Origin of the sequence: Mycobacterium sp. Root135, from assembly GCF_001426545.1 — a bacterium.
In the GTDB taxonomy this organism is placed as follows: domain Bacteria; phylum Actinomycetota; class Actinomycetes; order Mycobacteriales; family Mycobacteriaceae; genus Mycobacterium.
In genome coordinates, this window is record NZ_LMEZ01000002.1 from 1 (window position 1) to 13509 (window position 13509).

General features: G+C 67.2%; 11 protein-coding genes. 8 read left to right on the forward strand and 3 right to left on the reverse strand.

Annotated features, from left to right (window positions below):
- Positions 1 to 130 precede the first annotated feature (130 nt).
- Both ASD37_RS07385 and ASD37_RS07390 read right to left on the reverse strand, forming a co-directional pair.
- Positions 131 to 736, reverse strand: a complete 606-nt coding sequence (locus tag ASD37_RS07385) for a maleylpyruvate isomerase N-terminal domain-containing protein (RefSeq protein ID WP_156720777.1) — start codon at positions 734 to 736, stop codon at positions 131 to 133.
- Positions 733 to 1860 carry a citrate synthase 2 gene (locus tag ASD37_RS07390; protein ID WP_056550060.1) on the reverse strand — a complete coding sequence of 376 codons (1128 nt, stop codon included), beginning with the start codon at positions 1858 to 1860 and terminating at the stop codon, positions 733 to 735. The genes ASD37_RS07385 and ASD37_RS07390 overlap by 4 nt, the downstream gene beginning before the upstream one ends.
- A gap of 116 nt (positions 1861 to 1976) precedes the next feature.
- On the opposite strand from ASD37_RS07390, the gene pdxH reads away from it, so the two are divergent.
- The 8 genes from pdxH to ASD37_RS07430 all read left to right on the forward strand — a co-directional run bounded on the left by pdxH (position 1977) and on the right by ASD37_RS07430 (position 11811).
- Entirely contained in the window at positions 1977 to 2606 is a 630-nt protein-coding gene (gene pdxH, locus ASD37_RS07395; RefSeq protein WP_056550062.1) for a pyridoxamine 5'-phosphate oxidase, read from the forward strand.
- A gap of 2 nt (positions 2607 to 2608) precedes the next feature.
- Positions 2609 to 3868, forward strand: a complete 1260-nt coding sequence (locus ASD37_RS07400; protein WP_056550065.1) for an MFS transporter — start codon at positions 2609 to 2611, stop codon at positions 3866 to 3868.
- Positions 3869 to 3979: 111 nt separating this feature from the next.
- Entirely contained in the window at positions 3980 to 4591 is a 612-nt protein-coding gene (locus tag ASD37_RS07405; protein ID WP_156720779.1) for a TetR/AcrR family transcriptional regulator, read from the forward strand.
- Positions 4584 to 5258 (forward strand): TetR/AcrR family transcriptional regulator, encoded by a 675-nt coding sequence (locus ASD37_RS07410; protein ID WP_056550070.1) that lies wholly within the window; start codon positions 4584 to 4586, stop codon positions 5256 to 5258. Before ASD37_RS07405 ends, ASD37_RS07410 begins: the two co-directional genes overlap by 8 nt.
- A 71-nt stretch (positions 5259 to 5329) precedes the next feature.
- A complete protein-coding gene (locus ASD37_RS07415; RefSeq protein WP_056550073.1) occupies positions 5330 to 6643 on the forward strand; it encodes a citrate synthase in 1314 nt (437 codons plus the stop codon).
- Positions 6644 to 6728: 85 nt separating this feature from the next.
- Entirely contained in the window at positions 6729 to 8165 is a 1437-nt protein-coding gene (locus tag ASD37_RS07420; protein ID WP_056550287.1) for an MFS transporter, read from the forward strand.
- Positions 8155 to 8577, forward strand: a complete 423-nt coding sequence (locus ASD37_RS07425) for a MarR family winged helix-turn-helix transcriptional regulator (RefSeq protein WP_056550076.1) — start codon at positions 8155 to 8157, stop codon at positions 8575 to 8577. Before ASD37_RS07420 ends, ASD37_RS07425 begins: the two co-directional genes overlap by 11 nt.
- An 81-nt stretch (positions 8578 to 8658) precedes the next feature.
- Entirely contained in the window at positions 8659 to 11811 is a 3153-nt protein-coding gene (locus tag ASD37_RS07430) for an adenylate/guanylate cyclase domain-containing protein (protein ID WP_056550079.1), read from the forward strand.
- Here the strand turns inward: ASD37_RS07430 and ASD37_RS07435 are convergent, their stop codons facing one another.
- The gene (locus tag ASD37_RS07435; RefSeq protein WP_056550082.1) at positions 11812 to 13497 is read right to left on the reverse strand and encodes an amidohydrolase; all 1686 of its coding nucleotides are present in this window, start codon (positions 13495 to 13497) and stop codon (positions 11812 to 11814) included.
- Positions 13498 to 13509: the final 12 nt, after the last annotated feature.

Sequence of the window (13509 nt, forward strand, 5' to 3'; positions counted from 1 at the left end):
CGTTCGGCGGCGGCGCAGGCTTCGGCTCGCGCGGCGGAGCACATCCGCTGCAGCAACACCGCCACCGCACCCTGTTCGCTCATGTGTTCGATTGTAGAGAAGGGGTCCGACACGGCCCCGGAAACGGGATCTACACGACGGAGAACGAGGACGGCAACTGCTCTCGACCCGTCAGCGCCAGCAGCACCGGGGTCGCACTGCCAAGGCGGACGCTGATCCGCGCCGCCAGCACCGTTGCCTCGGCCAGCACGTCCTCGGGAAGGGTGAAGTCCAACCCCACGGCCCTGGCGACGTCGAGGCCGTGCACCGCGAGCTCGAACACCCGCGTCGGCAGATACGTGCTGAGCCGCAGGCCCAGCCCGCCAATCACGGTGATTAGCGGATCCTCAACGGCCGCAACGTCGGCGAGGGCGCGCTCGAGCAGGGAGTCCACGGAAGCGGCGGGCTGCGCGCCGAGATCGCGACCCGCCTGGCGGCCACGTTCGACGATCGCCCCTGCGTCGGCGGTGGCGAGGTGCTCGTGCACCCACGAGTAGTAGTCGGCCGGGCTCGTCACGTCTTCGCGATCGGCAGGTGCCCGAAGGTAGGTGCTGACCGTGATCAGAGAACGCGACGCGTGTCCCACCAGGGCGCGCAGATCCCAGTCGCCGAGACCCGGCCCGTCCCAGGAGGATTCGGGTATGGCGTGGACGAGATCGGCGAAAGTCGTTGCCGCCGAACGGAACGTCGTGCTCACGTCGACTTGATCAGATCCCAGCCCTCGACGGATTGCGGGCTACGTGGCTCCGGTCCGACGTAGATCGCAGCCGGGCGGACCAACTTGCCGAGCTGCTTCTGCTCCATGATGTGCGCGCACCACCCCGCGGTGCGTCCACACGTGAACATGGCGGGCATCATCGCGGGAGGCACGCCCGCGAAGTCGAGCATCACGGCTGCCCAGAACTCGACGTTGGTCTCGATGGCCCGGTCCGGGCGGCGTTCCCGCAGCTCGGCGAGGGCGGCTTGTTCCAGTGCACGGGCCACCTCGAAGCGCGGCGCCTCCAGTCGCTCTGCGGTCGCGCGAAGCACTTTGGCCCGCGGGTCCTCGGCGCGGTAGACGCGGTGCCCGAAGCCCATCAGCTTGTCCTTGCGATCCAGAATGCCCTTGACCACGGCGCGCGCGTCACCCGTCCGCTCGACCTCCTCGATCATCGGCAGGACGCGAGCCGGTGCGCCGCCGTGCAGCGGGCCGCTCATGGCGCCGACGGCCCCCGACAGCGACGCCGCGACGTCGGCACCGGTCGAGGCGATCACCCGCGCGGTGAAGGTGGACGCGTTCATGCCGTGCTCGGCAGCGGTGACCCAGTAGGCGTCGATGGCCTCGACGTGCCGGGGATCCGGGTCACCCTTCCAGCGCGTCATGAAACGTCCTGTGACGGTTGAACATTCGTCGATGGCCCGCTGCCCGACGGCGGGGCGGTGGATGCCGCGGGCCGACTGGGCGACGTAGGACAGCGCCATCACCGACGCGCGGGCCAGCTGGTTGCGGGCGGTCTCGTCGTCGATGTCGAGCAGCGGTTGGTAACCCCATATCGGCGCGAGCATCGCCAGCCCCGCCTGCACGTCGACCCGGACGTCACCGGTGTGGATGGGCAGCGGGAACGGCTCCGCGGGCGTCAGGCCCCGGCCGAAGGCTCCGTCGACCAGCAGCGACCACACGTCGCCGAAGGTGACCCGCTTGGCCACCAGGTCTTCGACGTCGACTCCGCGATAGCGCAGGGCGCCGCCGTCCTTGTCCGGTTCGGCGATCTGTGTGGTGAAGGCCACGACGCCTTCGAGGCCAGCTACGAACCCGTCGGGAATATTGGACGCGTCGGTCATGAGCAGATTCTCGCACCACGACGACCGGCTGTTGCTACCGGTCGGTAACCGGGCCCCCAGGCTCTGGGCGTAGCGTCTGGCGGGTGGTTTTCTCCGATGGCGAGCATCTGGCGCGGATGCGCGTCGAGTACGGATCGCCCGAGAAGGACGGCAGCCCCGATCTCGACGCCGACTGGCTGGCCGACGGGTGGATCACCCTGTTGCGCAAGTGGTTAGCCGACGCGGAGCAAGCTGGGATCGTGGAGCCCAACGCCATCGTCGTCGGCACGGTCGACGCCGAGGGAAGGCCGAGCACCCGAACGGTGTTGTGCAAGGGCGTGGACGAGACCGGCATCACCTTCTACACCAACTACGACTCCGACAAGGGGCAGCAGTTGGCGGCCTCGCCGTACGCGTCGGCGACCTTCCCGTGGTACGCCCTCGGCCGCCAGGTACACCTGCGCGGCGCGGTTGCGAAGGTGGCACCCGAGGTGACGGCCGAGTACTGGTCGAAGCGGCCGCGCGGGTCGCAGCTGGGGGCGTGGGCGTCGCATCAGTCCCACGCGATCGACTCCCGTGAGGCGCTTGCCCAGCAGCTCGCCGACGTCACCGAACGCTTCGCCGACGTCGAATCGGTCCCCGTGCCGCCGAACTGGGGTGGTTACCTGATCTCGCCCGAGGTCGTGGAGTTCTGGCAGGGCCGGGAGAACCGGGTGCACAACCGGATCCGGGTGAGCGGAACGCGCGTCGAGCGACTGCAGCCGTAGGAGTGGCGAACTTCCTCGCCGACACCACCCCGCTGCGGTCGCCGGACTTTCGGCGGCTGTGGCTGGCAGGCATCGTCACGGTCATCGGCGCCAATCTCACGATCTTCGCCGTCCCGGTTCAGCTCTACGCCCTGACGCAGAACTCGGCCTACGTCGGACTGTCGGGTCTCTTCGCGCTGGTGCCCCTGGTGATCTTCGGCTTGTGGGGCGGAGCCTGGGCCGACGCGATGGATCGCAGGCTGTTGCTGATCATCGCGTCCATCGGGCTTGCGGTGTCGTCGATCCTGCTGTGGGTGCAGGCGGCGCTTGAGCTGAACAACGTGTGGGTTGTCCTGTGCCTGCTGTCGGTCCAACAGGCGTTCTTCGCGATCAACAGCCCCACCCGGTCCGCCGCGATACCGCGAATGGTTCCCGCCGAGCAGTTGCCTGCGGCCAACTCCCTGAACATGACGGTCATGCAGTTCGGGGCGATCGTCGGACCGCTGCTCGCCGGGGTGCTGTTGCACTTCGTCGACCTGTCCACGCTCTACGCGATCGACGCGCTGACGTGCGTCGCGCCCATTGCCGCGACGTGGCGGCTGGCGAAGATGCCCCCGACCGGGACCGCCCAGGGCTCCTCGAAGTGGGGTTTCGCGGCGGTTCTGGACGGTTTCCGGTACCTGGCAGGCAACCGGGTGGTGCTGATGTCGTTCGTCGTCGACCTGATCGCCATGATCTTCGGCATGCCCAGAGCGCTGTTCCCCCAGATGGCGCACGAGAGCTTCGGTGGCCCGGTCGAGGGAGGCACCGCGATGGCGTACCTCTCCGCGGCCATCGCGGTCGGCGCCGTTGCGGGCGGTGTGTTCTCGGGCTGGTTGCCGCGGATCAGTCGGCAGGGCCTCGCGGTGGTGATCGCCATCGTGGTGTGGGGGGTGGCGATGATCGGCTTCGGGCTGGCTGCCGGAATGGCCAGCGGGCATGCCGGCGCCTTGCTCTGGATTGCGTTGGCATTCCTGGCAATTGGTGGTGCGGCGGACATGGTGTCGTCGGCGTTCCGTTCGACGATTCTGCAGCAGGCGGCATCCGATGACGTACGGGGTCGACTGCAGGGCGTGTTCACCGTCGTCGTCGCAGGTGGGCCGCGGTTGGCCGACACGGTTCACGGTGCGTCGGCCGCCGTCGTCGGCACGACGGTGGCCGCGGCGGGCGGCGGTGGCCTCGTCGTGGTCGGCGTCGTGATCGCGGCGCTGCTGGTGCCCGCGTTCGTCCGCTACCGGGTCTGAGTTCGCCGGGAGCCCCACTCAGATGTGCAAGCGGGTTAGCATCTGACCGTGGCCGACGTGTCGAACGAGTCGCCGAGCCTCCGGGAGCGCAAGAAGATCAGGACCCGTGCCGTGCTCGTCGACGCCGCGATGGATCTCTGTCTCAAGCAGGGCTATCAGCACACCACCGTCGAGCAGATCGCGGCGTCGGCCGGCGTGTCGCCGCGGACCTTCAGTCGATACTTTCCGACCAAGGATGCGGTGTTCCTCACGCTTCTCGAGGATTACGCCCACGAGGTGGCCATCGAGCTGGAGACGGTGGACGCCGACGTCGGTCCACTCGAAGCCATGCGCCAGGCCAACGTGGCGGTTCTGACGCGCGTCGCGACGCGCCGGGTCGGCAGGCTGACCACTGAACGAATCGTCCTGATGCTGCGCGTGATCAACGCCTCCGACACGTTGAAGCAGGCGGCGCTCGAGTTCAGACACGGCGTGACGCAGGTGGTGCTCGCCAAGCGCATGGGGGTCGACGTCGACGACCCGCGGGTGCGCCTGGCGACCGTCATCTTCTCGGCCACCATCGTCGACGCCTGCGGGGACCTGGTCGCCGACACGGACACCGTCCGGCTGGGGCCAATGATCATGGTGCATCGTCTGAACGAAGCTCTTGCTCAGGTGGCGGGGATGGCGAGCGATATTCGACGTCCGCCCGCCGATGCAGACTACGAGCCTGCCTATGGCTAGGAACCCCTCGCCGCACGGGCTGAGGGAGCGCAAGAAGAGACGGACCCGGGCGACGTTGATCGACGCTGCTGCCAGCCTGTTCCTGGCACAGGGATACGACAACACCACCGTCGACCAGATCGCCGCAGCTGCCGACGTCTCGCCGAGAACGTTCAGTCGGTACTTCCCGACCAAGGTGTCGGTCGTCGCCGCCATCACCGACGACCTGGACGAGCTGATCGCCGACGCGATGGACGGGTTGCCCGGCGAGATGACCGCCTACGACGCCCTGCTCGCCGCCTCGCTGGAGGTGTTGAGCGCGACGGACGGTGTCGAATCCCCGGGCTTTCGTCGGATGGCGATGCTGATCCAGATCATCAACGGCTCGACGTCGTATCGGGCCTCTGCTCTGGCGCTTCGGCACGACGTCACGAACAAGGCGACGATGCACGTGATGGCGCGTCGGATGAACGTCCCGGTCGACCATCGGGCGGTGACCTTGGTCACCGACGTCTGGGCGGTGATCTTCTCCGACTCCTTCGCCGGACTTGGCCAACCGGGCAACCATCCGATCGAATCCGCGGTCATCTGCGACCGGCTGGCCGCCACGGTGGCGTTGTTCCGCAGCACGTGGACACCGTGGGCGGCTATTTCGGCCGCCGACGTCGAACCCCCCACGAGCGCGTGAAACCGATAGCGACTACCTTCCACTAGTGACGGACAGCTTCGTTCCGGTCGCCAACCGTAGAAGGGGTTAACGTGCCCGAAGACTCCAGTCCCTCCGTCGATTCGGATGAGGTCGCCACCCTCCGCTACCCGGGGGGCGAGATCGACCTGGAGATCGTCAAGGCGACCGAGGGATCGGACGGCATCGCTCTGGGGTCGCTGTTGGCGAAGACCGGATACACCACGTTCGACGGTGGCTTCGTGAACACCTCGTCGACGAAGAGCTCGATCTGCTACATCGACGGCGACGCCGGCATCCTGCGCTACCGCGGCTACCCGATCGAGCAGCTCGCGGAGAAGTCGACGTTCATCGAGGTCAGCTACCTGTTGATCTACGGGGAGCTGCCGACGGCCGACGAGCTCGAGAAGTTCACCACGCAAATTCAGCGGCACACCCTGCTGCACGAGGACCTCAAGCGGTTCTTCGACGGCTTCCCCCGCAATGCGCACCCCATGCCGGTGCTGTCCAGCGCGGTGAACGCGCTGTCCGCGTACTACCCGGATTCGGTCGACCCGCTGGACAAGGAGCAGGTCGAGCTGTCGACGATCCGGCTCCTTGCCAAGCTGCCCACGATCGCCGCCTACGCCTACAAGAAGTCGGTCGGGCAGCCGTTCCTCTACCCCGACAACTCGCTGACTCTGGTCGAGAACTTCCTGCGCATGACGTTCGGCTTTCCCGCCGAGCCGTATGAGGTCGACCCGGAGATCGTGCGGGCCCTGGACCTGCTTCTGATCCTGCACGCCGACCACGAGCAGAACTGCTCGACGTCGACGGTGCGGCTGGTCGGCTCGTCGCAGGCCAACCTCTTCACCTCGGTATCCGGCGGCATCAACGCGCTGTGGGGTCCGCTGCACGGCGGCGCCAACCAGGCGGTACTGGAAATGCTCACCAAGATTCGCGACGGTGACGACGACGTCGCGACGTTCGTCAAGAAGGTCAAGAACCGCGAAGAGGGCGTGAAGCTGATGGGCTTCGGGCACCGCGTCTACAAGAACTACGACCCGCGGGCGCGCATCGTCAAGGAGCAGGCCGACAAGATCCTGGCCAAGCTGGGCGTCGACGACCCGCTGTTGGACATCGCCAAGCAGCTCGAAGAGATCGCCCTGACCGACGACTTCTTCGTGCAGCGCAAGCTCTACCCGAACGTCGACTACTACACCGGCGTCATCTACCGGGCGATGGGCTTCCCGACCCGCATGTTCACGGTGCTGTTCGCACTCGGTCGGCTGCCCGGCTGGATTGCGCACTGGCGCGAGATGCACGAGTCGCCGAGCAAGATCGGGCGCCCGCGCCAGATCTACACCGGTTACACCGAGCGGGACTACTCCGACATGGGTGGCCGCTAGCCCTTCAGGCGTGTCGACTGCGCCACATCGTTTGCATCGGTAAAGGTTGTAGGTTCACAATCGTTGCGTGAACACAACTGTTGAGCTGACGCCTCGGCGCAAGGCCATCATCCTGGTCTCCTGCTGCCTGAGCCTGCTCATCGTGTCGATGGACGCCACGATCGTGAACGTCGCCATTCCCAGCATCCGAGCGGATCTGCACGCGTCCCCGTCGGAACTGCAATGGATCGTCGACGTCTACACCCTGGTGCTGGCGTCGCTGCTCATGCTGTCGGGTGCGACGGGGGACCGGTTCGGCCGCCGCCGGGTGTTCCAGATCGGCCTCGTGGTCTTCGCCGTCGGGTCGCTGCTGTGCAGCATGGCGCCCAACGTCGACACGCTGATCATTGCGCGGCTGCTTCAGGCCGTGGGCGGCTCGATGCTCAATCCCGTTGCCCTGTCCATCATTTCGCAGATCTTCACCGGCCGCGTCGAGCGGGCCCGCGCGCTGGGAGTCTGGGGTGCGGTCGTCGGAATCTCGATGGCTATCGGGCCGGTCGTCGGGGGTTTCCTGATCGAGCTGATCAGCTGGCGCGCCGTGTTCTGGATCAACCTGCCGATCTGCCTGGCCGCCGTGATCCTCACCGCCATCTTCGTCCCCGAGACCAAGTCGAAGACCATGCGCAACATCGACCCGATCGGCCAGGGCCTGGCCGTCACGTTCCTCTTCGGTGTGGTGTTCACCCTCATCGAGGGCCCGGGCTACGGCTGGACCAACCCGCGGGTCGTCGCCGTCGCGGTGGTCGCGCTGGTCGCCTTCGCGGCCTTCCTGCGCTACGAGTCCCGGCGCGACGACCCGTTCATCGACCTGCGCTTCTTCCGCAGCATCCCCTTCGCCGGTGCAACGGTGACCGCTATCTGCGCGTTCTCTGGCTGGGGCGCGTTCCTGTTCATGATGTCGCTGTACCTGCAGGGCGAGCGCGGCTATTCGGCCATGCACACCGGGTTGATCTACGCCCCGATTGCCATTGGCGCACTGGTCTTCTCGCCGGTCTCGGGTCGGATGGTCGGGCGTTTCGGAGCCAGGCCGTCACTGCTGACGGCCGGGGTGCTGATCACCATCGCGTCGATTCTGCTCACCTTCCTGACCAAGACCACCCCGGTGTGGGGACTGCTCGTCATCTTCGCGGTGTTCGGCATCGGCTTCTCGATGGTGAACGCTCCGATCACGAACGCGGCCGTCAGCGGCATGCCGCTGGACCGGGCGGGCGCGGCCTCGGCCGTGACGTCGACCAGTCGTCAGATCGGGGTGAGTATCGGTGTGGCGCTGTGCGGTTCCGTGGCCGGGCCGGCGCTGGCGCACAGCGGTGCCGACTTCGCCGACTCCGCCCGGCCGCTGTGGTTCACGTGCATCGGGATCGGCGTCGTCATCACGGTGCTCGGCTTCTACTCGACCACCCCGCGGGCGATGCAGTCGGCCGAGCGGCTCGCACCGCTGATCGCCGGCGACGCGGAGCCGAAGGTGGCCGCCGATGTCCGCTGACCACCCAGTCGCCGACGACGTCTGGCGCGCCATGGTCGCCGTGGTGTTCGACAACCGCGAAGGCTGGCGGCGTGACGTCGTCGACGCATCCGGTTTGCCCTTCAGTCGCATTCGGGTCCTTCGCCGACTGGCCAAGCGGCCGATGACCGCCAAGGAGATCGCCGAGGCCGCCACGATGGACGCGCCCGCCACCAGTGTCGCGGTCAACGACCTGGAAGATCGCGGACTCGTTGTGCGAGAGACGAATCCGAACAACCGCAGGTGCAAGGTGATCTCGCTGACCGACGAGGGTCGGCGCACCGTCGCGAGCATCGAGCGGGTCGAGGACCCCGCGCCGCGGCCCTTCGCCGTGTTGAGTGACGAAGAACTGCAGACCCTCGAGACGATCCTGGCGAAGCTGACCGCTGGCTGACGTTCCCGACGACGTCGTCAATTCCGGCTGACTTCCCGACGCGCGCGAATATCCTGATCTCGTCCACCGGGAGGTGACGAGATGACGGTGTGCCGAGCATGTGGCTCCGAGTTGCGCGCGGCCGCCAAGTTCTGCGACGAGTGTGGTGCGGCGACCCAGCCCGCCGGGGCCGCCGAGTACAAGCAGGTGACGGTGCTCTTCGCGGACGTCGTGCACTCGATGGACATCGCGGTCGCCCTCGGTCCGGAACGCCTGCGCAGCATCATGGCGGACGTCTTCGACGTCTCGGCCGATGCGGTCAGACGATATGGGGGAACCGTCGACAAGTTCACCGGCGACGGCATCATGGCCGTCTTCGGAGCTCCGGTCGCCCTCGAAGATCACGCGCTGCGTGGCTGTCTCGCAGCGCTGAACCTGCAAGGGGAGATGCGTCGACTCGCCGTCCGGTTCGGCCGCGACGGGGTCGACGTCGCGGTCAGGGTCGGTCTGAACTCGGGTCAGGTCGTCGCCGGGAAGCTCGGCGCCGGATCGCGCGCGTACACCGCCATCGGTGAAGCGGTCGGGATGGCACAACGGATTGAGTCGGTGGCGCCCCCGGGTGGGGTGGCGATCTCGGAGTCGACGGCGAGACTCGTCGACGAGGTCGTCGACCTCGACGAAGCCGACTTCCTCGTCGTGAAGGGCTTGGCCAACCCCGTGCCCGTGCGCAGGCTGCTGCAGGTCAAGCCGCACCATGCCCTCTCCCGACGCCCCGACTCGCCGCTCATCGGGCGGAGATGGGAGATGGCCGTCCTCGAAGGGACCTTCGACGAGATCCTCGACGGATGCGGCGGCGCGAGCGTCGGATTGTGTGGGCCCGCGGGGATCGGCAAGAGCCGGGTCGTCCGGGAGATCGCGGCGATCGCCGCCACCCGGGGCGTCCAGGTGTTCCGTGCGCGGTGTGACTCGATTGCCAAGGAGGTGCCGTTTCACGTCGTCGCCCAACTGCTGCGTGCCGTCATGAAGGTCGGTGACTCCGAATCCAGTTCTGACAGAGAACAACTCAAGAGCCAAGTGCCCGACGTCAGCTCTGACGATCTGCTGTTGCTCGGCGACCTGCTCGGTATCAACGACCCCACCGTGGTCATCCCGACGCTCCATCCAGATGCCAGACGCCGGCGACTGACGGCGCTGATCCGGGGCGCCTGGACCACTCAGCGATCGCCCGCCGTGTACATCGTCGAGAACGCCCAATGGATGGACGAGATCAGTGAATCCATGCTGGCCGACTTCACCGCGGTGATTTCGCGGACCGATTCGATGGCCCTCATCACCTACCGGCCGGAGTATCGCGGCGCGTTGTCCAGGTTGGCAGAGGGGCGAACCCTCACCGTGGCGCCCTTGAGCGGTCGGGAAACCTCGGAACTGATTGCCGAGCAGTTGGGTTCAGACGACTCGCTGGCGGGCTTGGCGGCGACGATCGCCGAACGCGCCGTGGGCAATCCATTCTTCGTCAAGGAGATCGTGCGCGACCTTGCCGAGCGGGGCATCCTGCACGGTCGGCGCGGTGCATACACGTTCAACGCCGCCGTGGCGGAGGTCAGCGTGCCGCCGACTCTGTACGCCGTCATCGCGGCACGCATCGACCGGCTGGACGATGAGGCAAAGCGCACCCTCAACGCCGCCGCGGTCGTCGGAACGCGTTGCGCCGCAGACCTCTTGACCACGATCGGCGTCGAGCCGGCATTCGAGGCACTGGTGGACGCCGAGATGGTGGATCAGGTGAAGTTCTCGTCGCCGGAGGAGTACGTCTTCCGGCAGCCGATGATCCGCACGGTGGCCTACGAAACGTTGCTCCTGGCTGAACGCGCCGACGTCCATCGGCGGGTCGCGGCGGCGATCGAGGCGCGTGAGCCGGCCCTCGTGGACCAAAATGCCGCGCTGATCGGCGAACACCTCGAAGCGGCCGGAGACAACGGCGCAGCCTACGGCTGGCACATGCGTGCCGGTGCGTGGTCGAGAAACCGCGACATCGCGGCGGCGAGATTGAGTTGGGCGAGGGCGCGACACGTCGCGCAGGGTCTTCCCGCCGACGAGCCGAATCGGCTGGCCATGCGCATCGCGGCGGGTACGTTGCTCTGCGCGACGGCCTACCGCACGGCGGAGAGCATGTCCCACAGCGGATTTCGGGAAGTTCGCGAGCTCGCCGCCGCAGCGGGGGACAAGCGGTCGCTGGCGCTGGCGACGCTCGGGCAGTACACCGACCACATGGTGCACGGGCGGGTCGCCGAAGCATCCGCTCTGGGCACCGAGGTCGTGGCGCTGCTCGACGCAATCGGTGATCCCACGCTGACCGTCGGACTGTCCGTCGCCCCGATGATCGTCAAGCAGGAGACCGGCGAGATCAGCGAGCTGCTGAGGTGGTCGCAGACGGCGATCGAGCTGGCCGACGGCGATCCGACCATGGGTGACGTCGTGTTCGGGTCGCCGCTCGCGCTGGCGCTCGTGTTCCGCGGCATCGCCAGATGCTGGCTCGGACTTGCCGACTGGCAGAGGGACTTTCGCGACTCCCTGGCCATGGCCCGCACGACGGACCGCCTGACCTACAGCAAGTGCGTGGTCTACAAGCACAGCGTGACGACGTTGCAACACGTCCTGCTGCCGGATGACTCCACCGTCCTGGAAGTGGAGGAGGCGCTGAGCATCGCGACGGACCACGGTGACCACCACGCCGTCGCCCTGGCCACCTACTGCCTGGGCGGCGTCCTCCTCGAACGGGGATCCGCCGACCGCCGTCGGGGGCGGCATCTCCTGGCCGAGATCCGCGAGATGGCGGACCGCGGTCACTTCTACCGAAGCGAGCTCGCCGTCCTCGATCTCTTCGACGCGCGCGAGCTGGCGCGTGACGGTGACCTCGACACTGCCGTCGACGAGCTGCGGGACGCCGGGATCCGCGTCTTTCAGCGCGGTCAGTTCGCCCACGGCGTCATTGCCACCCGATTCCTCGTCGAGGCGCTGCTGCAGCGCGGCGGAAAGGGGGACGTGCGGGAGGCCGAAGCCGCGATCGAACGTTTGGTCTCAACAGGGAGGGACGATCTGGCGGTCGTCGAACTGGTCCTGCTTCGGCTGGGGGCGTTGGTGGCACGGGCGCGAGACGATCACGTCACCTGGCGAGGGTCGCTCACCAGATGTCGGGAGCGGGCGACGGCCCTCGGCTTCGATGGCCACCTGGCGTGGGCGGCCGCGCTGCCGTGATCAGCAACGATGTGGCCGAGACCCCGCCAACAGGGCGTCGTCGTGGCGGTGAGCGACCTCGCCGACCGAGGCCATGAAGCGGTCCAGGTCTACCCGCCGACCCGAGATCCACGTGCCCTGAAACTCCATGGTGTCCTGCAATCGCGCCGGGTCGACCAGGTAGGGGTCGGTGTTGAGCAGCGAGAGGTCGGCGAGCTTGCCCGGCTCGATCGAGCCGATGTCGTGGTCGCGCTTCTGCTGCCAGGCCGCGTTTGTCGTGTGAGCCTGCAGAGCCTCGTCGAGGGTCAGCGCCTGTTCTGGTCCGTGAACGGTCCCCGATGCACTTCTGCGGGTGACGGCATTCTGAATGTTCAACCACGGCAGCGGAGGTGACAGATAGCCGTCATTGTGGAAGGTCGGGCGGACGCCGCTGTCGTAGGCGTCGCGATAGGGCTGCCACCGCGCTCCGTACGCGGGCTCGAAGATGACCCCGTCGTAGATGTCGCCCCAGTACAGCGCCTGGAAGGGTGACATGGAGGCGGTGATCCCGAGATCTCCGGCCCTGACACATTGCGCCCTGCTTGGGGTGGCAAAGTGTTCGAGCCGCCAGCGGTGGTCCGACCCGCCGAGGCCAAGGCCGTGCAGGGCGCGTTCGTAGCCGTCGAGCACGACGTCGATTCCGGCGTCACCGTTGACGTGGGTGGCGATCTGCACGTCGTCGGCGGCGAATTGACTTATGAGCGAAAGGAATTGGTCGGCCGAGTAGTTGAGGACGGACAATCCGGGAACGGTGCCGACGGGCACGTCGGCAATGCGGGCACGGGCAGAGTCCAAGTAGGGCACGCTGATCGCCGCCGTGCCAATGGACGGACTCCCGTCCATCCAGATCTTGTAACCCGCCCGCGAAATCATCCCCGACAGCTCGCCGAAGTCCAGTTCGGCGTGCGCCTCCGAGTCATAGGTGGCCTGATAGAGCGAATAGCGCACCGGGCAATTGGGCAGAGCCGCCAGTTGCTCCATCGGTGCGCGCAACTTGCTGACGAATCCGAGGTCGCCGACGGCGGTAAAACCGTTGCGCGCCAACGTCGAGTACCACGCACCAAGGTTGAGAAGCGGCGACGGGACGACGCCTGGCAGGAAGGCGCCCATGGCCATCATCGTCGCCTGGGTTTCGAATCCGACGCCGCCGGCAGTGCCATCTGGACGACGCGTCCACCGCGCGTCGGGTGTGTCGGCCGGGGGCGTGGCACCCACCCACCCGAACAACTGGGTGGCGCGCGAGTTGAAGTACAACGCGTGACCGGTGATGTCGAAGATGAGCACCGGGTGGTCGGGGAAGTAGCGGTCCAGACTGGTCCGATCCGGCATCGGGATCGACAGCAGCAGTCGGTCCAGACCGTTGAAGAGCAACGGTTGACCGGTCGGCGTCTCCCGGCGCAACCGACCGAAGAGCGCCTCGACGTCTTCCCACGTCGGGTAGCCGACGAATGGGGCAATCCAGTGGGCCGGCTGTTCGCACAGCACCGCCGCCGGCACGGGATGGTCATGTGCCTGAATGAAACCGGGCATCAGCACGCTCGGGCCGAGGTCTTCGACCTGGTCGTCGGGGGCCGACGTCTGGCACTCGGCGAGCGTGCCCACGGCGACGATCCGGCCAGAGTCGACGTCGATCGCGACCGCCTCGGCCCGCGGCTTCGCGGGATCCATGGTGATGACCGA

Coding starts and splice junctions, on each gene's coding strand:
- ASD37_RS07390 (WP_056550060.1), bottom strand. CDS start 1,860: ATGACCGACGCGTCCAATATTCCCGACGGGTTCGTAGCTGGCCTCGAA.
- pdxH (WP_056550062.1), top strand. CDS start 1,977: ATGCGCGTCGAGTACGGATCGCCCGAGAAGGACGGCAGCCCCGATCTC.
- ASD37_RS07410 (WP_056550070.1), top strand. CDS start 4,584: ATGGCTAGGAACCCCTCGCCGCACGGGCTGAGGGAGCGCAAGAAGAGA.
- ASD37_RS07425 (WP_056550076.1), top strand. CDS start 8,155: ATGTCCGCTGACCACCCAGTCGCCGACGACGTCTGGCGCGCCATGGTC.
- ASD37_RS07430 (WP_056550079.1), top strand. CDS start 8,659: ATGACGGTGTGCCGAGCATGTGGCTCCGAGTTGCGCGCGGCCGCCAAG.
- ASD37_RS07435 (WP_056550082.1), bottom strand. CDS start 13,497: ATGGATCCCGCGAAGCCGCGGGCCGAGGCGGTCGCGATCGACGTCGAC.